Below are 22,483 nucleotides of genomic sequence, written 5' to 3'. Positions count from 1 at the left end.
CATGCCTGAGCCGGTGAATCCGCCCTGATACCGAAAGCCGTTAAAATGGGCCGGCGCCTTTACCGGTACCAGTCCGCTTCCGCTCCCTCGGGTAGGGCTGTTTCAGAAAAGACGGTGGTGTGCATGGCCGGTATGCGCGTGCGGGGAGTATGCGTCGTGGCAACGGCTCTCCTGGCCTCTTCGTGCGCTCCTCCCTGGACAATGGTCAGCAATGACGACCCCGGTCGAAGTCCCGGGGAAACCGGGATGACGGCCATCACGGGAACGGTGTACGACTCCTCGGGGCAGCCGGTCGAAGGAGTGGTCATCCAATGGTCGTCGAACGAGGACCCGCCCGTGCCCTCGCACGAGAAGGGTTCACGCACCATCGACGACGGAAGCTACCGACTCGTCCTGCACCAGGGCAGCTGGGACATCCACGGGACGAAGGACGCAACGAGGACCGAGACGGAAACAGTGGTTCTCGGGGCAGACGACGCCGTCGTCGACCTGCACTTCCCCTGACGGCCATTCACCACCTGACCGATTGCCCCGGCAGAGTGTTCGCCCGGCGGAGCAAGAGCCCGTCTCACGTGATCGGTCGGCGACGGCAGGCCGACGTGCGAGCGCTACCGGCGAAGGCGGGGAAGCGCTCGGCCCGGCGCCCGCGGCGGCGTAGCCGGCGACATCCGGACTGCCGAGCCCCGGTGCGCCCGACCTGCCATCGGTGCCCCCAGCCTCTGCGACTGCTCCACTCCCTTGTCCGCAGGGTGAGGAGCGATCCAACGTTCTCGAAGCCGTCGGCGCACGCCTCTCGGCGCGACCGGGCGCGGGACGCCTTCTGGACCCGCCGACCCGGGACGGGACCCCGATGCGGTGGAGGGCATGCGGGACCGCTCCGGGGGCCGGACTTCTTCCGGCGGTCGAGCTGTTGCAACTGCGCAAGATCGAGCAAGCCGACCGGAGGCGCCCCTGGCTAGCCTTGAAGGCGCCGGTGGACCGAACAGCTGACCACACCGGGAGGAGGCCCACGCGAGGAGATCATGCGTTCAACCGATCACGCGGCGGCGGTCGATTTCATCGAACGTTTCCTGCACACCGATCTGCGCCTGGACCGCGTCGCGGCAGGGGTCGGGTACTCCGCCCACCACCTGCACCGTTCGTTCCACCGCGCGCTCGGGCTGACCGTCCACTCCTACGTCCGACGCAGGCGGCTGACCGAGGCGGCGCGGGCGCTGGCCGCGACGCCGGACCCCGTCCTCGACATCGCGGTGGACCACGGGTTCGCCGACCAGCAGTCCTTCACCCACGCCTTCTCGTCGTTCTACGGCCTGCCGCCCGCCAGGTGGCGGCGCACCCGGCGGTTCTTCCCGCTCCTGCTGCCGTACACGTTCGACCGGGCCGAGTGGGGGTTCGGGCGCGCGGCCGACGGCTTCGAGGTCACCGACCGGATCGGCGCCGACCGGCTCCTTCCGCTGTCGCTAGCGGCGGTCGACATGCTTCCGGTGCTCGACCCGGAACAGCACACCGCCGCCCTAGACGCGCGGTCCGGTTCGCACCATGTGCTGACGGCCCACCGCGGGGGCCGGCCCGCGGCGGCGATGACCATCGATCCGGCGGACGGCCACATCGACTACCTGGCGGTGCACCCGCTGGCGCGCGGGTCATCGGTGGTGCGCACGCTCCTTCGGAAGGCGGGGGAGAGTCATCCGCGCTTGTCGGTGACGAGCTTCCGCGAGGGCGACCGGGCCGACCTCGGCCACCGCCGAACCCTGCTGGGCCTGGGGTTCCGGCCCGCGCCTCTGAGCGTCGAGTTCGGCTATCCGACCCAGCGGTTCGAGCTCGTCCACGCCCTACCTACCGATAGGTAGACTGAGGTTCGGGCGTGGTACCTCCGCCCGACCACAGGGCGGGGACCCTTCGCACACACGACACGGCGGCCCTTCGACGAGACGGCCGCCGCCCCGACCCGTGCCCGGGGCGCACCGCCGCGGGTCCGGGTCGCCCCGCCTGCCATCCGCATCGAACCCCAGGAGCACCACTGTGACCTCAGCACCACCGGACCCGTATTCCGAGGAACGCGACCGCCTCGCCGCCACCCTGCGCGGCCTGGAGAACAGGATCGGGGCGCTGACCGAGTCCCTCGGCTCCCACGACTCCGACTACCGCGAGGTCAAGTCCTACATGGCGGAGAACCGGGGCGAGATCGACCCGACCGAGATGTACCAGAACGAACTGATCCTGCGCGACATCGACGCCAGGGGCGCCCACGCCGTGCGCTTGCGCGAACGACTGCAGTCGATGCGCAGCTCGCCCTACTTCGCCCGACTCGACTTCACGGCGGACTCGACGGGCACACCCGAACCCCACTACATCGGACGCCAGGGGCTGCAGGACTCCGGCCGCACGGCGGTGGTGGACTGGCGCTCACCCCTCGGCGGGATGTTCTACGAGGCCGAGCCCGGCCGGGCCGAGTACGAAGCGCCCTCGGGACGGATCACCGGGCGGATCGAGCGCAAACGCCAGATCAAGATCGAGGACGGCGAGCTGCGGTTCGTCGTCGACACGGCGGACGCCATCCGCGACGACATCCTGCTGGAGGAGATCGGGCGCACGAGCGACGCCCACATGCGCTCGATCATCGCCACGATCCAGCGCGAGCAGAACGCGATCATCCGCAACGAGTCGGACAGCACGCTCGTGATCCAGGGGGTCGCCGGCTCCGGGAAGACCTCCATCGCGCTGCACCGCATCGCCTACCTGCTGTTCCGACAGCGCGGTCGGCTGAAGGCGCACAACATCGCCATCGTCTCCCCCAACGGGCTCTTCGCCGAGTACGTCTCCGAGGTGCTTCCCGAACTGGGCGAAGAAGCGGTCGTCGCCCTCGACCTCGCCGGCATCGCGCGCCGCCGGCTCGAGGGGCACCGGACGGGCTTCACCGACCCGGTCGACCCCGTCGAGCCGTGCGACGGTGCCGCACACGAGCGGGCGCGCGCCAAGTCGACCCTGGCGTTCCACCGGTGGCTGGAGCAGGCCGTGGCCGAGACGGTCCGGAACTGCTTCGTGCCCCGTGACCTGCGCGTCAGAAGCTTCCGGGTCGAGGCCGAGGAGCTGCGCACCCGGTTCGACCACATGGCGTCCGTGCCGGTCAGGGCGCGCCTTCGCGGGATCGCCGAACACCTCTGTCAGCGGGCCCGCCTCGAGGACCCCACCGCCGCGTCCCTGCCCAAGGCCGGGGAGGTGAACAGGGAACTCACCTCCATGCTGACCGTCAAGAGCACGCGGGCGCTCTACCGCGACCTGTACCGGCGCGCCGACGCGCCGACGGTCTTCCGGGCGCCGTCGCCGGGAACCCTGGAGTGGGCGGACGTGTACCCCTACCTCTTCGCCGCGGCCGCGTTCACGGGACTGGACGGCGACAGGGAGATCCGGCACCTGGTGATCGACGAGATGCAGGACCACTCGCCGACGCAGTACGCGGTGCTCCGGAAGCTCTTCCGGTGCAACATGACCGTTCTCGGCGACGTGGCCCAGGCCCTGGGCAACACCGAGGACTACGCGCCGGAGGACCTCGGGGGGCTGTTCGAGGACGCACGCGTGATGGAGCTGAACCGCAGTTACCGCTCCACGAGCGAGATCATGGGGTTCGCCTCCCGCATCCGCGGCACCCACGTCGCGACCATCGACCGCCACGGCGACGAACCCGGGGTGCTGGGCTTCGACACGTCCGAGGCGGAGGCCGGGTGGCTCACCGAGGAGGTCGGCCGGTTCCGCGCCGCGCGGGAGGGCCGGCTCGCGATCGTGACCCGGTCGCGCTCGCAGGCGCAGGACCTGCACCGGCTGTTGTCGGAGAAGCTGGAGGGCCTCGCCCTGGCGACCGGCGGATCCCGGGGCGTGCTCGCCAACGACGTCACCGTGCTGCCCGTAAGCCTGGCCAAGGGGCTGGAGTTCGACGAGGTGATCGTCGCCCGGGCCTCGGCGGAGGAGTACGGCTCCGAGGCCGACCGGTCGCTGCTCTACATCGCCTGCACCCGTGCCCTGCACCGGCTCACGGTGACCCACAGCGGCCGGCCGAGCCCGCACCTGCCGGTCTGAGGGCCGGCGCCCGCCCGGACGTCCGGCCGGGGCGCGGAGGAGGGCTTCGGGCACGTCGGGCAGGCGCGGAAGCCCAGGCGGAACCGGGACCGTGCCGGCGGCGGGTGTGCGGCGGGGCGCGACCACGGTTGGCGCCCCCGCCGGGGGCCGCGCCCGCTCCCTACGCGGTCGGCCCCGTGACGGCGGACCACCGTCCGGCGAGGCGGTGGCAGGCGCCGACCAGCTCCGCCGGGGTCACCTCGGTGATCCCGGTGTCGAAGGTGGCGAGGATCCCGGCGACACCGGCCCACGACCACGCTCCCAGCGTGAGCCGGCAGTGGCCGGCGTCCAGGTGCTCGATGACCGACCCGCCGGGCGCCCAGCGGGCGACGACGTGGGCGGGCAGGTCCAGGCGCGCGGTTCCCATGCACGGCCAGTCGGCGGGGACGTCGCCCCGGTCGTGGCTGGTCATGACGAACCGGGCGACGTCGCCACCGGGGAGGGCGCGGTCGGTGAAGGGCTGTGTCGTCGGGCGGGGGACCAGCCGGTCCACACGGTGGATGCGCCAGGCCTCCTCCGCGAGGTCGTAGGCGACCAGGTACCAGCGTGCGGCCCACACGACCAGGTGATGCGGCTCCACGCGCCGGGCGGGGACGAAGTCCCCGTCCCCGGGCACGGCCCGCGACCCGTCGGAGCGCAGGGTCTGGACGGTGAGCACGTGCCGGTGGCGTACCGCCCCGCCGACCGCGGTGAGCGCGTCCGGGTCGACGGGCGGGGTGGGGAACTCCCAGTAGTTCTGCAACCTGGTCAGGTGCAAGGCCTCCATGGACGCCCGCACGCGGGCCGGCATCACCTGGGTGAGCGTGTCCAGTGCCCTGGCCGCGTCCTCGGCCAGGCCGAACACCGTGCTCGGAGCGGTCTGCAGGGCCACCGAGACCGCGAGCGCCTGATCGTCGTCGAACAGCAGCGGGGGGAGGGTGTGGCCGGAGCCGAGCCGGTACCCCCCGTCGGGCCCGCGGACGGTGGTGATCGGGTAGTCGAGCCCGCGCAGGGTCTCGATGTCGCGCCGCGCCGTGCGTTCGCTGACGCCGAGCCGGGACGCGAGCTCGCCCAGCGGCCACTGGCGCCGGGCCATGAGCAGTGAGAGCAGCCGCAGCGCCCGCCGTGAAGTATCCGCCACCACCCCATTATGGGCAGTAGTGGACATTCGATGGCCACTACATGCCCCATCCTCCTGCATGACCGGGACGAGCCCGGAACGGAGAAGGAGCAGGAACATGGTGCGTGTCGTCGTTGTCGGTGGCGGAATCGGTGGACTCGCGGTGGGGGCCGGACTGCGCCGCCGCGGGATCGAGGTGGCGGTGTTCGACCGCGACACCGACGTCGCGGCCACGGGCGGATACCACATCACACTCGACCAGCGGGCCCAGACGGCGCTGGGGGAACTGCTCCCACCGGAGGTCTTCGAGCGGCTGCTGGCCTCGTCCTCGGCGCTGCGGCTGCGCGACCGCGACGCGTTCTGGGACCGGCGCGGCCGCCTGCTGGGACACGGCCCGGACCTCGGAGCCGACCCGAGCGTGGACATCGACCGCATCACCCTGCGCACGCTGCTCGCCGAAGCGGTCGGCGACGACCTCCACCTGGGCCGGACGGCGACAGGGGTCGGCCACGACGACCACGGGACACCGCGCGTGGAGTTCGCCGACGCCGCACCCGTCACCGGCGACCTGCTGGTCGGAGCGGACGGCACCCACTCCCTGGTGGCCCGGCACCTGGCCGGCGGTCCCACGAACACCCCGGCGGGCATCATCGGCTTCTCCGGACGGACACCGCTTCCCGCACTGAGCCGGAGCGAGCGGGAACGGCTGGGGCCGCGATCGGGCCTGGCGCTCGGCGGCCACGGCGCCGCACTCTACGTGGGCTACCTCGACCCCGTCGGCAACGCCGCACTGGACAGGCCCGAACTGTGCATGGCGCTCACCACGGGCCCCACCTACATCTGGGGGGCCATGCTCCCCGAGTCCTCCGCCACCGACGCCCTGCGCGGCCTGCACGGCGAAGCACTGCAGGCGGCGCTGACGGCCCGGTTCGCCGAGCTGGGCTGGAGCGAGCACGTGCTCGAGGTCCTCGACCGCGCCGACCCCAGCACCGTGGCCGCCTTCCGCTTCAACGCCGCCTCACCACGGGCACGGGAGCTCGCACCGTGGCCCGCCGGCCGGATCACGGCGCTGGGGGACGCGGTCCACGCCACCCCGCCGACCGCCGGCATGGGGGCCGGCGCCGCCGTCCGCGACGCGGCCGACCTGGTCGGGAACCTCGGCGGGGCCGGAGACGACCCCGCCGAGCTCACCGCGGCCGTCGACCGGTTCGAGGCGGCCATGCGCCTGCGGGGCAGCGAGGCCATCACCCGGGGGATGATGACCGTCCGCTGGATCCTGGCCACCGACACCGTGCTCGGCGCGGCCGCCACCACCCTCACCACCCCGCTCCTGGCCGCCGCCACCCGGCTGCTCCACCGCCGCTGAGACCGATCAGCGCCGGCGGACCGGTGGGAGCAGCGGAAGGGGCCGCGCGCTCTCGACCCGGTCCGCTCCTTCGATCAGAGGGGGCGTCGGAAGGCCGAGCCCAGGTGCTCGCCCATCAGGGAGATGGCGGCGCGGGCGGGCCCGGCTGGTCGGTGGTAGATGAATCCGTGGTCGACGCCCTCGAACACGCGGTGCACGACCTCGACGCCCGCGCGTTCGAGGGCGTCCGCGAACCGGTCCGCCTCGTCCCTGAGGGTGTCGTGCTCGGCGGTGATGACCAGGGTCGGGGGAAGCCGGTCGAGTGCCGGGTGCAGCGCGGGTGAGACCAGCGGGAGGCTGGTGTCCGCTCCGGCGAAGTAGGTGTTCATGACGAGGTCCATCAACGCCTTTCCGACGACGGGCCGGGACCGGGGCGAGGTCCGCCGCGCATTCGGCAGCGTCAGGTCGACCGGGGCGAACTCCACGGACAGGGCCGCAGGGGAGGGGGCTCCGAGTTCGATGGCCGTCAGGGCAACGCCCAGGGAGAGGTGTCCGCCGGCGCTGGGTCCGCCGACGGAGACCCGGTCGCCGTCCCAGCCGTGGGCCGCGCCGCTGCCGCGGACCCAGAGGTAGGAGTCGTAGCACTCCTGTTCGGCCACCGGATGGCAGACCTGGGGGGCGGCACGGTAGTCGGGCATGACGACGTAGCAGCCCAGTTCGGAGGCGAGATAGCGTGCGACGTTGCCTTCACCGAGCGGATAGCGGGTGATGAACCCCCCGCCGTGGATCAGCATGTGCACCGGAGGGCTGCGACCGTCGGCGAGCTGCGACTCGATGTCCTCGGAGGTGGGGCTGAAGACCAGGGCGCCGATATCGCCGTGGCGGGTCGGGACCCGCACGGTCGCAGGCGCGGCGATCGGCTTGGTCGCGAACTCCACCTCCGGCGGGAGCAGCAGAAAGCGGTTCATCGCGGGGTAGGCCAGTTGGAGCGCCCGTGCGGCGAGTGCGGGCCGCCAGGCGATACGGGGGTCCTTCTTCATGAGCTTGGTCCTGTCGGGTGGCAAGGGGGGCAGTGGGGGAGAGCCCGCGCCGACGGAACTGCCTCCCCAGGTGTGGGGCCGCCTGGACGAGCACGGACGTCTCCGCGCGGAGACGTCCTGGGCAACGGGTCGGGAAAACAGCGACGCGCACTCAAGGGTAGGGCGGTCGTCGTCGCCGTGGAGGGCGGTCGCGGTGACCCGGCCGGTGCCCCGGGAGTTCGAGGTGCTCAGGAAGAGCGGCGGTCCGGCAACGGTGTTCCAGCCCGTCCCGGTAGCCGCGGCAGAGTTCGCGGGTCAGGGGCGGCGGGGAGGGCATCGACCACGGGCGGCCATCACCGGCGCGGCCGAGGTCCTGCCGGGAGCGGATCACCGCCTCCTGGTGGGGCCGGGGCGTCAGTGGATGACGGAGACGATCCGGCAGGCGGCCCCGGCCAGGCGGGGGTCGCCCTCGACGCGGGCGCGGGCCAGGGCGGTGTCCGGCTCGATGCCGCGGGTGCAGAGCCGCCAGGCGGTCTCGGCGTCCAGGTGGAGGGTCGCGTCCGGGTGCCGGACGCCGGGTTCGGCCAGGGACCAGCGGTCCCCGGTGGCCGTGGCGGTCCAGAGGCCGCCGGCCGGGCCGTCGACGCTCACCCGGACCTGCGTTCCCACCGGTGCGTCGACCTCGCGCAAGGTGTGGGGCAGGGCCCGCATGAAGGTGTCCAGGACCAGCGACAGGGGCCGGGGGTCGGGATCGGTGTCCTGGCCGGCGGCGTGGCGGATCTGCTGGCGGTGGGTCCAGAACTCGGTCAGATCGCGGGCGCTGTCCAGCCACATGGGCGCCGGGTCGACACCGGCCCAGGACACCCCCGTCGACGGAGCGTCCGGGGCCGCCGTCTCGAAGAAGCGGACGACCTGCCGGCCGATCAGCCCCAGGGTGTCCGTGAGCGCGGCCGGGCTCACCCGGCGGCAGGCGTCCACCCATTCCTGGTTGATGCGGTGGATGAACGCCTCCAGCGTCTCGCCCGCGGCGAAGGAGGGCCCCTCCCGGTGGCCGTCGCGGCCGCGGGCGAGCCGTCCGTAGCAGTCTCCGAGAAGGTGCGCGGCGAGATCGCGCACGGTCCATCCCGGCACCGCCTCCTCACGCCAGTCGGCGGGTGTCAGCCCCCGAAGCGTGGCCATCAGCGCGGTGTGCTCAGGGGCGAAGAAGGGACGGGCGTCGATCGGGGCGCCGAGCCAGGAGTGGTCCGGCAGCCCGCTGGACTGGGAGTTCATGTCCGTAGCCTGCCGCGCGCAGGGTTGTTCCTCCATCGGATATCCCGTCGTTGCGCCACTCCGGGAAGCGTCGGGCCCCAACGGGGCAGGGGAGGCTCACGACAGGTTGTGGCGTCGGCCCTTCGGCCGGTGACGGAGACCACCCGGTGAACGCGGTGAGCCCTGTCACCGGGCCGCTGGGAAGGTTGAGAGCCCTGGTGAGAAGGGGTTTTCGAGAACTCCATGCGCGATAGGCTCATCCAACGCGGCCCCAACGCGGACCTGTCAGAGTTCGCCCTCGTAATACCGGGCGGTGGCACCGAAGAGGTAGAGCTCCAGTCTCTCCCCCGCCAAGCCCTCCTGCTTCGCGGTGTACAAGGTGAGTAGGGACATCGGGGTGAACACGTCCGAGCCCACCAGCAGGCGGGTCTGCCCCGGGGGTGGCGCTCCAGGGCCGATCTGCTCCAGGACGAACAGCGCCATGCGGGCTGGTTCCAGGGAGTGCAGCTCCGAGGGATAGCAGCGCTTGAGGTCCTCAAGGTAGGCGTGAACCTGGGCGGCTGGCTCATGGCCGGTGAACGCGTACTCCATGACGTTCCTGAAGAACGCGGACAGCACTCCCAGAAAGGCCTCGCCCGCGGTCGTGATGTCCGCCTTGTGGTTCTCAGGAAGCCCATCGTGGAGCAGTAAGCCCCGCAGCGCTCGGTGCGCCGCCTCGATCTCTGGTGTCACCGATATCCCCCTCGTGTTCGCCAGCGTGTCGAAGCATCATGCAGTGGCGTTCCCCTGAACAGGCGAAAACCGGGAAAGATGTCCGGAGGTGGCCATGCGGGGCTCGTCAGGGCCCTTTGCCTGTCGCCCGCTGTGTGTTCGACCGCTTTCCCGGGGGTGGGGGGTACTCCAAAACTCACCGGACGGAGCCGCGCGGGGTCGCGATCAGATCACGAAGCCCTTCGCGCAACGGGAGGCGCAGCGTTGAATTCTCCGCGAGAACTACCGGAACCCCTGGGTGTTGTGTTCCCAGACAGACTCGGGATGTTCGAGGGGCCCCTGGTCCCCGCTCCCCTCTGGCCGAGTTCGGTCACCTTATGACCGCAAATGGTCACCCAGTGTTGCAATGCGTCCGATGTCCCGCGCCTCGTCCCCGTATCCGCTGCGAAGGCCGAGCCCGCGAGAACTTCGACCACTCATGCCCCACTATCGTCGTCGCGGACCCTTCGCCCACCGATAGATCGGCGCATCCCCATGACCGAGGCCCCCACGGAACCGCGGGCTTCCCTCTCGGACCCCTTCATCGAGCGGGTCCGCTGGACCCTGTATCCCGTGGTGCTGGCGGTGTTCGCCCTGCCCCTGCTGCCCGCGAGCCTGGTCCTGGCGATCCTTGCTCCGCGCCTGGTGGCCCACCACGGCCTGGTCATCAACCACCAGCCCTGGCTGCGCGTACCCCTGGACACCCTGCTGCCCTCCTGGGCCGGATGGGCCGCGGGCATCGCCCTGGCCCTGTGCCTCGCCCTGTCCTGGGGCGCCGCGGTACACCTGGTCGCCGAGGAACTGGGCGGTCGTCCCATGCGGGTACGGGCCGCACTGAGGCGTTCGGTGATGCGGCTGCCGCTGACCCTGGCCGCCGTCGCGGTCCCGGCCCTGGTCCTGGTGGCCGTGGACACGGCCCTGCTCCAGGTCTACGACCAGGCGGACCCGGCCGTACGGTTCCTGGTGGGCGCGGCGGTGTTCTGCGCCCTGCCTCCCGTGTGGGCGCCCCTGGTCGGCGTGCACGCCAAGGACAGACCCCTCGCCTTCGCCTCGGCTCTGCGCGGACGAGGACTGATCACCGGCGCTGAGGCGCTCGGCCCGCTGGCCGTGGTCGCCGCCTGCGCGGGAGCGGTCGTCTTCGGCGCCCTCATGTCCACGACGACGAGCGGATTGGTCGTCACCGCTCTGGCGGCTGTGGCGGGGCTCGCCGTGTCCGCGGCGTCCCTGACACTGGCCGTCCTGGGCCCCGGGCCGGCCGCGCAGGACCCGGCGCCGGGGCGGCCGGTACTCGCCGCTGTACTGACCGGACTGGTGCTCGCCCAGGTCGCGGTGCCCCTGGCCCTGTACGAGCGCCTGATCACCGACGGACCCTGGCCGATACTGCGCTACGAGCACCTGTCCACCGAGCCCTGGGGCGACCGCGAGTCCAACCCCCAGCCCATCCTGTTGCCCCCCGACGGCGACTCGGTGCTGCTGGGCACCCGGGAGGTGCTGTGCGAGAGGGAGCGGTGCGCGCAGGAGGAGACCGCCGTCGACGGAGCAGGCCCCGTGCTCGCCACCACCGGATTCCACCGTGACTACCTGCGGACGGTGCGCGCCTCCCTGAACCCTGACCTACCCCAGGGCACGATCGTCCTGTCCGATGAGTGCCTGGACTCCGAGGAGTGCAGGGACCGCGACCGGAACCTCGAGCCCGAGGTCGAGGTCGCCGGTGAGTGGAACGCCGAGGAGGAGGACCGCGAGGAGCAGCGCACCACCAGTCGGCTGGACCGCCAGATCGCTGCCTGGGGCGGGCAGGCGGGCGGACGCGACCTGATCGTGACCGCCACCCCCTCCGTCGGCCGGGAGGAGACCTTCCTGACGCTGTTCAGCTGCGATCCCCTCGGGTGCCGTGATCAGGCCACCACCCTGCTCGACCGCCTGCCCGGGAGCACCTTCGCCAACGGTTTCTACCCGCACCTGTCCCACCCGGACCTGATCAGCGTGACCGCCGACGAGCACGGCGCTCCGCGGGTGGCCGTGCACGACCCCGTCAGCGGGGAGCTGAGCCTGTACGTGTGCCAGGACCAGGCCTGCGAAGACTTCACCCGCTCCGTGCCGGTGCCCTCCACGGGTGCGGCACGCGGCCCCGACCGTGCCCACTTCACCGGCGCGTCGATGCAGGTGCGCCCCGACGGCACCCCGGTCCTGGTCTACCTCGACACCACCGACGGCTCCGTCAGGCTCCTGGACTGCGCCGACACCGGATGCGCCGAGTCGGAGAACGTACAGGTCATGGGCCCCGCATGGCAGCGCCGCGCTCCCGCACTGGCTCTGGACTCCCACGGGCTGCCGCAGATCGCCACGGTGGACGTGACCACCCAGGAGGTGGTCTACCTGGCCTGCGCCGACCAGAGGTGCCAGGAGGTCGAACGTACCGCTGTGGGCGTCTACGACCGCGCCCCCGGGTGGACGGACCTGGCGCTGGACGAGCAGGACCGCCCCCATATCGCCTGGCGGCAGGTCGAGGACGAGGGCACGGGCCGGGAGGAGTCGATCGAGCTCGTGCGCTGCGCGCGAGCGCACTGCGAACCCTCCTAGGCGAGCAGTTCCAGTGACCAGCGCTCAGCCGGTGTTGACCGCGTACAGGCGCGGCTCGTGGCACACAACCCCCGGTGAGGGCGCGTCCGGGCGCGCCCGACCCACCCCGTCGGGGGCGCACGCCACAGCCACCGTCACCGCTTCCTCCTCCGAGTCCGCCTCCACGCGGGTCAGGCCGAGCGTGCCCAGTCCGGCCGGCCCCGGGCTGAAGCCGCCCAGGGACACCGCGCTGGTGGGTCCCTCGCCGATGTCGAGTGCCGCCACCCTCGCGCTTCCCCGGAACGGCACCTCCTCCTCGGGGGCCTGGTCCTGGAACTCCCACAGCATTTGCCCGGCGGACACGTCCAGCGCCGAATAGGTGTCCTCGTCACGGCCGCAGTCGCGCACCACGACCTGGTCCTCGGCGAGGAGTCCGCTGAGTCGGCCTGTGCACCGTGTCAGGGGTGCCGAGCCCGCCACGGAGCCGTCCTCGGAGTCGATCCGCACGAACCCGCTGTTGAAGTGCAGCAGGACGTGGTCGGATGTGGAATAGATGTCTCGCAGGCCGCTGCTCACGAACGTCAGGTCCGGGTCCTGGCGCAGGTCGGTGGTCCACACCAGCTCCCCGGTGTCCACGTCCACCATGCGCAGCAGGGCGTTCTCCGCGTAGAGCACACCCGGATCGGCTTCAACGGCATGGAACGAGGTCTCCTCCATGCTGTCGATCGCACCGGTCTCGGGGTGGTGCAGGGCCATGGCGCCGCGCAGGTAGTACTCGCCCTCCAACGGCACAGACCACCGCAGCTCCCCCCGGTCCTCGCACTCGGGGGCTCGTTCACCGAGGCACAACAGTTCCTGTCGTGGGCTGATCGGAGAGGGCTCTGGCTCGTACCCCGTGTCCTGCAGATAGGCCGAAGCAGGATCGGGTGCGCTCACCGGGGCGGGCAGGACCGAGCACCCACTGCCCACCACAACGGCCGGAATCAGTACAGCCAGCAAACCTCTACGCATTGCGGCAATCTATCGCCCCTGTCGCCCTGGTCCCCTGAGCAAGGGGAGGGCAGGTGCCGCCTCGGTCGTCCGGTTCACTTCCGGGCTGCGGTCGACGCGGGCCCGGGAGGGGGCGAACCAAGTACGCCGGAAAGCGGCAATGGGCCGGAGTTTCCTCAGGTCAGGAGGTAGACCAATCCGCCCGCTCGGAGTGGTCTAGCAATCCGGCGTGTTTCGCCCTGGTATCGCCCGTCTCTGGCTGCCGGTAACTGCCTTTGTCGGCAGGTCGGCAACCCAGGTCGGCTGGTCCGGGCACAGGGCGGCCCCCGCACCATGCCATGGTGCGCGGGGGCGTCGTGGTCGGTCCGTGGCCTTCGGTGGGATCTGTCGCCAACGGCTTCGGCAATCCCCCTCACTTCTCGGTGCCACCCCGGGGCGCCCCGATGGCGACGGTCGACCGCGGCCGTTCCGGGGTGTCAGGTCCCCGTCGGCGGTGCGCTCATCGCCGCCGTCAGGAACGTGATCGCCCAGTGCCGGGCTGCCTCGCCCGCTACCGGGGACGGGCAGTCCGGGGCGGGCCGCTGGTAGACCTCGACGCGGTCCACGGCCGTCACGGCGAGGATCCCCCGCATCCGGAACCGCAGTTCCTCCGGGGAAAGGCCGGGCAGTGCGCGCCCGAAGGCCGCCAGGTAGCGCTCACGGACCGTGTTTTCGGCCGTGCCGGTCCAGCTGCGCACCTCCTCGGCCGGGTCGCCGAGGATCGTCACGATCAGCCGGGACGTCCGGGCGCCGCCCTCGTCGCCGGCCTGCATCTCGTCGAACAGCGGCCCCGCGAAGGCCTCCACCAGTTCGGCGACCGCAGGGTCCGGAGTTCTGGCGAGTAGCCGGTCGAGCCCGGCGCACTGCGCGGCGTTGATGGGCTCGACCACGCGGCGGGCGACCGCGGCCATGAGTTCCGCCTTCGAGCCGAAGTGGTATCCGACGGCGGCCAGGTTCGCTCCGGCGAGGTCGGTGATCGCGCGGACCGAGGTGCCGCGGTAACCGCGCTCGGCGAAGAGGTGTTCGGCCGCGTCGAGGAGCTGCGTGCGGGTGTCAGGTGACGCCATGTCTGCGTACACTACAGACGTTTGATTCAAACGAACGTTTGATTGAAATGAGCGTACGGAGAAGATCGCCATGAAACTGCTCGTGTACGGCGCCGGGGTTCTCGGCAGCCTGTTCGCCGTCCGTCTGCATGAGGCCGGGCACGACGTCGCGCTCCTGGCCCGGGGCGAGCGCCTGGCCGCCCTGCGCCGACACGGCGTGCAGCTCGCCGAGGAGGACGGCCCAGCCGTCAGGCGGGTACCGGTGCCCGTGGTCGAGCACCCGGACGGCGGGTACGACCTGACCGCGGTCCTGGTCCGCGCCCATCAGGTGGACGCGGTGCTGGAGTCGCTCGCCGGTCTCGAAGGCGACGTGCTGTTCCTGCACAACTGGGCGGGCGGCCCGGAGCCGCTGGGCTCGGTGATCGGCCATGAGCGGGTGCTGCTCGGCTTCGGCACGGACGGCGGCACGATGGACGGCGACGTGGTCCGCCACCGCGCGGACAGCTTCATCACCCGCCGGGTGGCGATGCCGATCGGCGAACCCGACGGCCGGACCACCCCGCGGCTCGAACGGATCGTGCGGACGTTCCGCACCGCCGGGATCAACGCCAGGGCCGAGCCGAGGATGGATGCCTGGCTCAGGACGCATGCCGCGTTCGCGATGCCGCTCGAGCAGGCGGTATACGCGGCGGGCGGTCCGGCGGCGCTGGCCGACGATCCGGACGCGGTCCGCGGCATGCTCCGCCTCATACGGCAGAACCTGGCCGCCATGCCGACGCCGCCGGTCCCTCGCGGGTTCTCTGCGTTGCGGTCCCTACCGGAAGGACTGCTCGTGGCCGTGCTGCGGCGCTTCCTGCGAAGCCCGGCGGCCGTGTACAGCGGACTCAGCAGCGCCTCGCCCGCGACGGCGGCCGAACTCGCGCGGCTGGCCGAACAGCTCCGCGCCCATGCGAAAGACCGGTAGGCGGTAGGCGGCCGCGCCTCTTCGGTCGGATCACGCCTGAGCGGGGAGCGAACCGAGTGCGGTGGAAAGGGGCGATGGGACGACGGCTCCCCAGGGCAGGAGGCGGACCGATCCGGCCGTGCGGAGTGCTCCAGCGTTCCAGAGTGGTTCGTCCAGGTGTCACACGGCTCTGGCCGCCGGGCATGCAGCCGATATCGGCGGGCGGGACGGCGATCAGTCCCCGCCGTCCCCTCCGTCGCCCCCGTCACCGGAGCCGCCGCTGTAGCCCGCGCCGCCGCTGCGGTCGATGCCGTGCTTGCGCTTGTACTCCCGCCACTCCCGCTGCTGCCGGTTCCACACCTGCCTGCTCATCCCCTTGGGGCGCCGAGGAGTGTTCTGGTCCTCGCTGCTCATGAGGATCACGAACCCGAGTGTCACGACGATCGTCACGACTACGGCCACCAGGGTCAGCAGACCCTCGAGAAGCGCTCCGACCGCGCCGACCACGGCGCCGACCACCTCCTGGGCGCCTGGACCGGTGACGGCCCCGAGCAGGGCCAGGAACGCGGCTCCGGCGGCAGCCCACATCGCAATGGTCAGGAGGTCGCGGATGCGGTTCCGGTGGCGGGCCTCGTCCAGGTAGTCGGTCGCCCAGACACACCCGGCGCAGACGAGCACGTACACGGCCAGTATCGCCAGGAAGCCCTTCGTGCCGGTGCTCTCCGGCTGCGCGTACGCGTGCGCGAGCAGGATCAGGGTCATGGCCGCGCTGCCGCCGGAGGTCGCCGCAGCCACCTGCGTGAGTGTGTCGTCGCGGTCCTTGAGGCGCTTCTCCTGGGAGGCGCTGACCATCTTGCTGTAGGAGCCGACCACGACCCACAGCAGCCAGGCGGACGCGAGCGCGCATCCGGCCACGATCAGCAACATCACAGGCATAGCGGTCCTCCGCGGAGTGACGGTGGTCCGCTCCTTACCCGGTCCCACCCTTCCGACGACCAACGGGGGTGGCCGGATCAGGACACCGGCCGATCCTGCGTCAGGGCCGCCCTCCGGCGGCCCACGCTCACGGGCGGGCGGCTCGCGTGACGCACGGCGCATGGTCCTCAGCCGCGCAGAACGCTGTCGGCGGCGGTGAAGAGGGTCGCGGTCTCCGCGGCGAGCAGGGCCTCCGTACTCGGAAGCGCCCGCTCCAACGTCAGGCCGTTGACGACGGTGAGCAGGAACCTCGCGCGTGGGGCGTTGTCGCCGCGGGGCAGCACCCCTTCGTCGACCAGGACCGACAGCCAGTGCTCCACGCGGTGCCGCATCTGGCGCTCGATGCCCAGGTAGGCCTGCCGGGCCTCCTCGGTCGGCTCGCGGGCGATGTACGTCTCGTACATCGTGGCCCAGGTCTTCCGCGCCTCCTCGCCGGTCGCGGGTGCGAGGAGCTGTCGCAGGCAGGCGACCAGCCGGTCCCGTGCGGGCAGCGCCGTGTCGTGGATGGGGTCGCCGGGGAACACCGTCGCGTAGATCCCCGCGAGCACCGCGTCCTGCAGGGCGTGCTGCGTCGGGAAGTGGTGCCGCAGGGAGCCGGTGCTGACCCCGGCCCTGGCGGCGACCGCCCGCACGCTCAGCCGTGCCGTCGGATCCTCGCCCAGCATCGCCGCGGCCGCAATCAGGATCTTGTCGCGAGAACTCGTCTTCGCGCTGGTCGTCTCAGTCATCGGACCTCCTTCGTCCATCTTACCAATACACCGTACTAATACACTGTGTTAGTCTGCCGACGACACCAACACAGTGTGTTGGTGGGGATCGGGCCGGGACACGGGAAGACGGGGGAGGGGCATGCTCGACCACTGGCGGAACCGACTGGCGGCACGGCGTCTGCGGGAGGGGGACGGACACGCACTGCGGCGCTTCCGCTGGTGGCAGCTGTTCGGACGCTCCCTGTTCCACCTGCGCCTCACCGGCGACGACGGCCGCGAGGCCGAGTACACGATCGACGTCCGGCACCAGGGTGAGCCCGAGGACGGAGTGGTCAGGGCACACCTGTACCTCGAGGGCCGACACAGCGCCCGGTCCAAGACCCCCGCGTCCTTCCCCGTCCCCGGAGGCCGCATCGAGGTCTCCACGAGCGGCTTCGGGCTCAAGCGCTGCCACTACGTCACCGACGACGGCGCGGAGCGTCGGCTCATACCCGACCCCCGGACCGGCGCGGGGCGCCGCGCCCGCCTGGACCGCGAGCACCCGGCCCTGAGCCGCTGGATCGGGGCCGCCTCGGTGGTCCTGCTCATCCTCGGCGTCGGCCTGAACCTCCTCCAGATCATCGAACCGGTCTCACAGATCCCCCCGGTCCAGGAGGCCGTCGGAGCCTTCGCCTCCCCCGTCCGGCTGCCGCTCTGGCTCAACATCGCGCTCGGCGCCGGCGCCGCCCTGGGCAGCGCCGAGCGCGCGCTCCGGCTCCGCTACTCCTGGCTGCTCGACGGCGCAGCCAACTGACGCCCTCTTCGAAAGGACGCCCATGACCATCCGCGACCCCGATCGCCCCCCGGCGCCGTCCACCGGCCCCGTGCGCCCGACCCCGCTGTCGGAGCGGTCCCTGGCACCCGACCTGGCCCGGGGCATGATGCTGCTGCTGATCGCCCTGGCCCACGTGCCCTACTTCCTGTACACCGCGCAGGCGGGCACGGTCGGGGTGCACCCGGTGGAGGGGGGTGCGGCCGACAGGATCGCCCAGGCCTTCACACTGATCGTGGTGGACGCCCGGGTCTACACGATGTTCGGGTTCCTGTTCGCCTACGGCATCGGACAGATGTACGCGCGCCAGACGGCCAAGGGCGCCGGCGCCGTCCAGACCCGGAGACTGCTGCACCGGCGCCACCTGTGGATGATCGTGTTTGGGGCGGTGCACGCGCTGCTGCTCTGGCAGGGCGACATCATCGGCATGTACGGGCTGATCGGCCTGGTCATGGTGCCGCTGTTCTTCCACCGCTCGGACCGCACGCTCAAGGTCTGGATCGGGGTTCTGCTGGGGCTGGCCGCGCTGGTCAGCCTGGCGGGCGCGCTGGCCACGACCGACGCCGGCGGCGCGGTGGCGGCCGAGGTGCAGCGGGCCGGCATCGCCGAGTCGTCCTATCCGGTCTCGGCGGCCGCGCGGCTCCCGGTGTGGGTGGTCCAGACGCTCAGCGGCATCCCGCAGGGCGCGCTGCCGGCGGCTTTCCTCATGGGGGTGCTGGCGGCGCGGCACCGGCTGCTGGACGAGCCGGGGCGGCACCTGGTGCTGCTGCGACGGCTGGCGCTGTGGGGCATCGCCGCGGGGTGGACCACCGGCGCGGTTCTGGCCCTCCAGCACACCACGTCCCTCGAGTTCGGCCCGGTGTCGGTGCTGACGGGGGTGCACTTCGTCGCCGGGACCTTCACCGGGGTCGGGTACGCGGCGCTTTTCGGTCTGGTGGCGCACCGGTTGAGCGGGCGTGCGGAGGCCACGGCGCGGCCGGTGCGGTGGATCGGGGCGCTGGGACGGCGGTCGATGAGCGGGTACCTGGCGCAGTCGCTGGTGTGGGGTCCGGTGCTGGCCGCCTGGGGGCTGGGCCTGGGCGCGCACCTGTCGAGCTGGTCGGTTTCGTTGCTGGCGGTGGTCACCTGGGCGGCGACCGTGGCCGGGGCGGCCGTGCTGGAGCGGTCGGGCCGACGGGGCCCGGCGGAGGTACTGCTGCGCAAGCTGACCTATCGCCCGGCACGGTCCCGGGGCTGAGGGAGGCCGGCCGTCGGGACCCTCCCGCGGGGTCCCGGCGGCCCGGGGCCGGCCACGGTTCGCCGGGGTGCGCCCGGTTTTCCCGAACACCCGGTGAGCGGGGGAGGCGACCCGCGCCGTGTCGGCCTGGTCGCGCCGGTACCCGTAGGCGAGGGCCTCGGCCGCCCCGCAGGGCTGTGGGTCCCCCGGAGGCGTGAGGCAGGCCCGCGGTTCTCCCTCCCGCGGGGGAGGCACCGACGACGGGATCCGTGTTGGCTTCTGCAATGGCCTCCTCCGCTGTTTCCACAGCCGATCGTTCCCCTGCCCCTTCACCACCCGGCGCTGCCATGACCGCGATCGGATGGCTGATGGCCCTGTGGTGCGTCGGGTTCGCCGTCTTCAACGTCGTCTTCGAGATCACCGACCGTTTCGCCGACGGCGCCTATGCCGACTACAGTTCCGCGATCACCGTGATGAACTGGCTCGTCGTCGGACTGAAGGCGCTGGGGGCGGCCGTGGCGCTGCTGTCGGTCGCCAAGCGCCCCACATTCGTCCCTCCCGGTCTCCTGAACGTGTCGGTGTGGGCGGTTTTCGCGACGCTCGGCCTGTACGCCGCGGGCAGCGTCGTACAGGTGGTCGGCATGGTTTCCGGCCTGGCGGGCGGGGTCGACCAGATCGACGCCGCCGGTGTCGGCTACGTGCTCCTCTTCCTGCTGGCCGCGGCCGGTTTCGGGATCCTGGCGGTCTCCCACTCGCGGCGGAACGGCCTCCGGAAGGGCTTCGCCGTCCTCGGCGTGCTCGGCGCGCCTGCCGTGCTGGGCCTCGTCCTGCTGGCCGTCCCAGCGCTGCTGGCCGCCCTCGGCCTCATGCCGGCACCCTGACGACCCCTGACCGGCCTCCACCGCCCGAGGACGACCGGGAAGGGGAGAACGCGAACCCACGTCGACCGGGCGGCTGCGCCCGACGCGCGGCCCCGGCGCGGATGTCCGCGCCGGGGCCGCCCGGTTTGCGGGCGGCCCCGCACTCGGTGACACTCTTCTCTTCTGGCCGATACCCACCGAGGACGGACACACGAGATGATCACCAGCCGACGGCACCGAGGACTCTGGGTGGCAGCCGGCCTGGGTCTGGCACTCACCGGCTGTACCAGTCCGGCTCCGCTCGAGCCGTCCGGGCCCAGCGACTTCCCCCCGTGTTCGGACCTCAACGGCCGACTGATCGCCGATGTGGACAACGACGGCCACCCCGACCGCGTCTCCGGCACCGAGGGCACAGGCGCCGACCTGGCCATCGCCTTCGGCGAGGAATCCGGGTTCGGGGAACCGCGGACCACGGGCGTCCTGCTCGGAAGCTCGCGTGAAGCAGGAGAGGAGGTCATGGCGGCGGTGGCCGACTTCGACGGCGACGGGTGGCTCGACCTGGCGATCGCGGCCACCGCCCCCGTGGGAGGAGACGACCCGGTCCCCTCCAGGGTGGCCGAACTGCGCCTGGGCCCCTTCTCGGACCGGGGGACCGGACAGCGCACCGACGAACTGGACCTGGGAACCACGTTCGGCCTGCGCGTGGTCGACTTCGACGACGACGAGCACCCCGACCTCGCGTCGTACCGCTACGAAGGGGACGGCGTGTACGGGACGGTCGCCCTGCTGGGCGGTGTCGAAGGCGGGCTGAGCGACCAGGATGCACGCTTCTCCGACTCCGACTTCCCCGGCTACAACCTTCCCAGAGCAGGACCCGAAGAACATCTTCCTCCCTCGGCCTCGGACCGGTTCCACCCGGACTGCGATGCCTGACCCGGGCGCGCTCACCAGCTGACCCCTGCGGCACCGGCCCCGCCACCGGGTCGAGTGATGATCCGACCGGTGGCCCGGTGGCCCCGCGGCCGACCAGGTCGAGAGCCCGAGGAGCCATCAGGCCCGCCACCGTTCCCCGCGGGGCTCATCCGCTGGGTACGATGACCGGCATGTCCTTCTGAACGTGTGCACAGCTCTTCTCCACCGCCGGGCCCGGGTGAGTCGCCCCGGACATCCCCGCCGGTGGTCCCACACGTACCCGGAGGAACTCCGTGAACTCTCTCTTCACCGCCCTGTCCGCCATGGCCGAGCGCCCCGCTCCCTACGCCCGCGTCACCACGGCGGACCTGTGGACCGACCCGCACATCTCCGAGCGCATGCTCGCCAACCACCTCGCCCCCGAGGTCGAGGCCGCCTCCCACCGGGGCGAGTTCGTCGACCGCGCCACGGACTGGATGGTCGGGCACTTCGGCCTGGGTGCCGGTTCCCGCGTGGCCGACCTCGGCTGCGGCCCGGGTTTGTACACCACCCGCCTGGCGCGCGCCGGAGCGTACGCGCTGGGGGTGGACTTCGCCCGGCTCTCCGTCGACCACGCCGAGAAGACCGCGCGGGCGGAGGGCCTGGACGCCCACCACCTGTGCCGCGACTACCTGTCCCTGGACCTGGGGGAGCGCTTCGACCTGATCGTGATGGTGATGCGCGACTACTGCGCGATGGCGCCCGAGGACCGTTCCCGGCTGCTCGGGGTGGTCCGCCGACACCTCGCCGACGGAGGCGTCTTCCTGTTCGACGTGGACGCCGAACCGGCACTGGACCCGGTCCGCGAGGGGTCCGTCTACGCCCCCGACCTCATGGGCGGGTTCTGGGCGGACCGGCCCTACCACGGCTTCCGGCACACCTTCCGGTACGACGACGAGCGGGTGAGCCTGGACCGCTACGACATCGTCACAGCGGATGACACGAGGGTCTTCTGCAACTGGGTCCGCTACTTCACGCCCGACACGCTCGCCGCCGAACTGGCCGACAGCGGGTTCGGGGTCGCTGAGGTGCACGGCGACCTGGCGGGCGCTCCCTACGATCCGGCTTCGGGGCAGTTCGCCGTGGTGGCCCGCCTGTCGGCCTGATCGTTCAGGGGAGTACCGGTCCGGGTTCTGGCGGCAGTACTCGTCCGTGATGATCGTGTTCTTCCGTGGCCAGGCGTGCGCCGGTCTGGTCCCGGTCCAGCTCGGGGCGGAGCTGTGCTGTGAGGTGGGGGAGAGGCCCGTTCCGATGTTCCTCACATCTTCGCCCCCCTTCTGTTACGAAGGCCGGCGCCCTTTCCGGGGAGTGGACAGGATACGTCGGAAAGGGGCAACCGAGATCGTCCGTTGCCTCTTTCCGGCGTACTCGGATCGCCCCCCGAGAACACCGACTACTCGAACACCGGCCTCCACCGGATTTGCCCTTCGGAGGGACTGATCGTCCTCGACGACCTGTTCCAGCGCGGCATCGCCGTCAAAGTACTGGACGGTATCGCCGCCGGGGACAAGGGCTCGGTCGACGTCGTTCACAAGACCCTCGCAACCGCCAAGAAGGTCTCGTGGGCTACTGCTGGGCGATATGGCCGATTCTGGAGCGCGAAGGCCGCGTTCGCCCTACCGTGAACGCCATGGCCATTTCTCCCCCGCCCTTCGACCCCTCCTCCGAGCCGTCTGACACCGTGCGCGGTGACATCTCGGAACCGTGGGCGCCGCGCGGCTCCTCTCCCACCTCGGGGCCCGAGACTCCCGGTGAACGGGTTCGCAACCGTATCGAGGGCAGTGTGTCGGGAGTGGCGGTGCAGGC

20 protein-coding genes are annotated in these 22,483 nt (G+C 71.6%); 12 read left to right on the top strand and 8 right to left on the bottom strand.

The window, feature by feature from the left end:
* Positions 1–246: 246 nt before the first annotated feature.
* The 3 genes from ACQPYD_RS19920 (at position 247) to ACQPYD_RS19910 (ending at position 4,074) form a co-directional block, all read left to right on the top strand.
* The gene (locus ACQPYD_RS19920; protein WP_433697104.1) at positions 247–504 is read left to right on the top strand and encodes a carboxypeptidase regulatory-like domain-containing protein; all 258 of its coding nucleotides are present in this window, start codon (positions 247–249) and stop codon (positions 502–504) included.
* Between the two features lie 518 nt (positions 505–1,022).
* Entirely contained in the window at positions 1,023–1,850 is an 828-nt protein-coding gene (locus tag ACQPYD_RS19915; RefSeq protein WP_433697103.1) for a helix-turn-helix transcriptional regulator, read from the top strand.
* 172 nt (positions 1,851–2,022) lie between these two features.
* Positions 2,023–4,074 (top strand): HelD family protein, encoded by a 2,052-nt coding sequence (locus ACQPYD_RS19910; RefSeq protein ID WP_433697102.1) that lies wholly within the window; start codon positions 2,023–2,025, stop codon positions 4,072–4,074.
* Between the two features lie 160 nt (positions 4,075–4,234).
* Here the strand turns inward: ACQPYD_RS19910 and ACQPYD_RS19905 are convergent, their stop codons facing one another.
* Complete coding sequence (locus ACQPYD_RS19905; protein WP_433697101.1) at positions 4,235–5,233, bottom strand: helix-turn-helix transcriptional regulator; 999 nt, start codon at positions 5,231–5,233, stop codon at positions 4,235–4,237.
* 97 nt (positions 5,234–5,330) lie between these two features.
* Between ACQPYD_RS19905 and ACQPYD_RS19900 the strand changes: the two genes are divergently transcribed.
* A complete protein-coding gene (locus ACQPYD_RS19900; protein ID WP_433697100.1) occupies positions 5,331–6,578 on the top strand; it encodes an FAD-dependent oxidoreductase in 1,248 nt (415 codons plus the stop codon).
* Between the two features lie 74 nt (positions 6,579–6,652).
* On the opposite strand, the gene ACQPYD_RS19895 is transcribed toward ACQPYD_RS19900, so the two are convergent.
* From ACQPYD_RS19895 to ACQPYD_RS19885, 3 genes are all read right to left on the bottom strand, one after another.
* Positions 6,653–7,621, bottom strand: coding sequence for an alpha/beta hydrolase (locus tag ACQPYD_RS19895; RefSeq protein WP_433697099.1), 969 nt, complete (start codon positions 7,619–7,621; stop codon positions 6,653–6,655).
* A 369-nt stretch (positions 7,622–7,990) separates the two neighbouring features.
* A complete protein-coding gene (locus ACQPYD_RS19890) occupies positions 7,991–8,848 on the bottom strand; it encodes a maleylpyruvate isomerase family mycothiol-dependent enzyme (protein ID WP_433697098.1) in 858 nt (285 codons plus the stop codon).
* 264 nt (positions 8,849–9,112) lie between these two features.
* Positions 9,113–9,559 (bottom strand): hypothetical protein, encoded by a 447-nt coding sequence (locus ACQPYD_RS19885; protein ID WP_433697097.1) that lies wholly within the window; start codon positions 9,557–9,559, stop codon positions 9,113–9,115.
* A gap of 513 nt (positions 9,560–10,072) precedes the next feature.
* On the opposite strand from ACQPYD_RS19885, the gene ACQPYD_RS19880 reads away from it, so the two are divergent.
* Positions 10,073–12,157 (top strand): hypothetical protein, encoded by a 2,085-nt coding sequence (locus tag ACQPYD_RS19880; protein WP_433697096.1) that lies wholly within the window; start codon positions 10,073–10,075, stop codon positions 12,155–12,157.
* Positions 12,158–12,181: 24 nt separating this feature from the next.
* On the opposite strand, the gene ACQPYD_RS19875 is transcribed toward ACQPYD_RS19880, so the two are convergent.
* Both ACQPYD_RS19875 and ACQPYD_RS19870 read right to left on the bottom strand, forming a co-directional pair.
* Positions 12,182–12,985 (bottom strand): PQQ-binding-like beta-propeller repeat protein, encoded by an 804-nt coding sequence (locus ACQPYD_RS19875; protein ID WP_433697095.1) that lies wholly within the window; start codon positions 12,983–12,985, stop codon positions 12,182–12,184.
* 617 nt (positions 12,986–13,602) lie between these two features.
* Positions 13,603–14,232, bottom strand: a complete 630-nt coding sequence (locus ACQPYD_RS19870) for a TetR/AcrR family transcriptional regulator (protein ID WP_433697094.1) — start codon at positions 14,230–14,232, stop codon at positions 13,603–13,605.
* A gap of 70 nt (positions 14,233–14,302) precedes the next feature.
* Here ACQPYD_RS19870 and ACQPYD_RS19865 point away from each other — a divergent pair, with 70 nt between their 5' ends.
* Positions 14,303–15,175: a ketopantoate reductase family protein gene (locus tag ACQPYD_RS19865; RefSeq protein ID WP_433697093.1), complete on the top strand. Its 873-nt coding sequence runs from the start codon at positions 14,303–14,305 to the stop codon at positions 15,173–15,175.
* Positions 15,176–15,388: 213 nt separating this feature from the next.
* On the opposite strand, the gene ACQPYD_RS19860 is transcribed toward ACQPYD_RS19865, so the two are convergent.
* Both ACQPYD_RS19860 and ACQPYD_RS19855 read right to left on the bottom strand, forming a co-directional pair.
* Entirely contained in the window at positions 15,389–16,090 is a 702-nt protein-coding gene (locus ACQPYD_RS19860; protein WP_433697092.1) for a hypothetical protein, read from the bottom strand.
* Positions 16,091–16,257: 167 nt separating this feature from the next.
* Positions 16,258–16,857, bottom strand: a complete 600-nt coding sequence (locus ACQPYD_RS19855; RefSeq protein WP_433697091.1) for a TetR/AcrR family transcriptional regulator — start codon at positions 16,855–16,857, stop codon at positions 16,258–16,260.
* Positions 16,858–16,978: 121 nt separating this feature from the next.
* Here ACQPYD_RS19855 and ACQPYD_RS19850 point away from each other — a divergent pair, with 121 nt between their 5' ends.
* The 6 genes from ACQPYD_RS19850 (at position 16,979) to ACQPYD_RS19825 (ending at position 22,302) form a co-directional block, all read left to right on the top strand.
* Entirely contained in the window at positions 16,979–17,632 is a 654-nt protein-coding gene (locus ACQPYD_RS19850) for a hypothetical protein (protein WP_433697090.1), read from the top strand.
* A gap of 22 nt (positions 17,633–17,654) precedes the next feature.
* Positions 17,655–18,887 (top strand): DUF418 domain-containing protein, encoded by a 1,233-nt coding sequence (locus ACQPYD_RS19845; protein ID WP_433697089.1) that lies wholly within the window; start codon positions 17,655–17,657, stop codon positions 18,885–18,887.
* A gap of 326 nt (positions 18,888–19,213) precedes the next feature.
* Positions 19,214–19,747 (top strand): hypothetical protein, encoded by a 534-nt coding sequence (locus ACQPYD_RS19840; RefSeq protein ID WP_433697088.1) that lies wholly within the window; start codon positions 19,214–19,216, stop codon positions 19,745–19,747.
* A gap of 228 nt (positions 19,748–19,975) precedes the next feature.
* Positions 19,976–20,659 (top strand): FG-GAP repeat domain-containing protein, encoded by a 684-nt coding sequence (locus ACQPYD_RS19835; RefSeq protein ID WP_433697087.1) that lies wholly within the window; start codon positions 19,976–19,978, stop codon positions 20,657–20,659.
* A 272-nt stretch (positions 20,660–20,931) separates the two neighbouring features.
* Positions 20,932–21,783 carry an SAM-dependent methyltransferase gene (locus ACQPYD_RS19830; RefSeq protein WP_433697086.1) on the top strand — a complete coding sequence of 284 codons (852 nt, stop codon included), beginning with the start codon at positions 20,932–20,934 and terminating at the stop codon, positions 21,781–21,783.
* 243 nt (positions 21,784–22,026) lie between these two features.
* Positions 22,027–22,302: a hypothetical protein gene (locus ACQPYD_RS19825; RefSeq protein WP_433697085.1), complete on the top strand. Its 276-nt coding sequence runs from the start codon at positions 22,027–22,029 to the stop codon at positions 22,300–22,302.
* The last annotated feature ends 181 nt before the right edge of the window (positions 22,303–22,483 follow it).

It is taken from the genome of Nocardiopsis sp. CA-288880 (assembly GCF_050955985.1).
Classification (GTDB): Bacteria; Actinomycetota; Actinomycetes; order Streptosporangiales; family Streptosporangiaceae; genus Nocardiopsis; species Nocardiopsis tropica.
Note: the sequence above shows the minus strand (reverse complement) of the source record. Positions and strands in the feature narration are given on the sequence as shown.

Bases quoted from the DNA above. Each gene is read 5' to 3' on its own strand.
- ACQPYD_RS19920 (WP_433697104.1), top strand. From the start codon at position 247: ATGACGGCCATCACGGGAACGGTGTACGACTCCTCGGGGCAGCCGGTC.
- ACQPYD_RS19915 (WP_433697103.1), top strand. From the start codon at position 1,023: ATGCGTTCAACCGATCACGCGGCGGCGGTCGATTTCATCGAACGTTTC.
- ACQPYD_RS19900 (WP_433697100.1), top strand. From the start codon at position 5,331: ATGGTGCGTGTCGTCGTTGTCGGTGGCGGAATCGGTGGACTCGCGGTG.
- ACQPYD_RS19890 (WP_433697098.1), bottom strand. From the start codon at position 8,848: ATGAACTCCCAGTCCAGCGGGCTGCCGGACCACTCCTGGCTCGGCGCC.
- ACQPYD_RS19880 (WP_433697096.1), top strand. From the start codon at position 10,073: ATGACCGAGGCCCCCACGGAACCGCGGGCTTCCCTCTCGGACCCCTTC.
- ACQPYD_RS19870 (WP_433697094.1), bottom strand. From the start codon at position 14,232: ATGGCGTCACCTGACACCCGCACGCAGCTCCTCGACGCGGCCGAACAC.
- ACQPYD_RS19865 (WP_433697093.1), top strand. From the start codon at position 14,303: ATGAAACTGCTCGTGTACGGCGCCGGGGTTCTCGGCAGCCTGTTCGCC.
- ACQPYD_RS19860 (WP_433697092.1), bottom strand. From the start codon at position 16,090: ATGCCTGTGATGTTGCTGATCGTGGCCGGATGCGCGCTCGCGTCCGCC.
- ACQPYD_RS19855 (WP_433697091.1), bottom strand. From the start codon at position 16,857: ATGACTGAGACGACCAGCGCGAAGACGAGTTCTCGCGACAAGATCCTG.
- ACQPYD_RS19850 (WP_433697090.1), top strand. From the start codon at position 16,979: ATGCTCGACCACTGGCGGAACCGACTGGCGGCACGGCGTCTGCGGGAG.
- ACQPYD_RS19845 (WP_433697089.1), top strand. From the start codon at position 17,655: ATGACCATCCGCGACCCCGATCGCCCCCCGGCGCCGTCCACCGGCCCC.
- ACQPYD_RS19840 (WP_433697088.1), top strand. From the start codon at position 19,214: ATGACCGCGATCGGATGGCTGATGGCCCTGTGGTGCGTCGGGTTCGCC.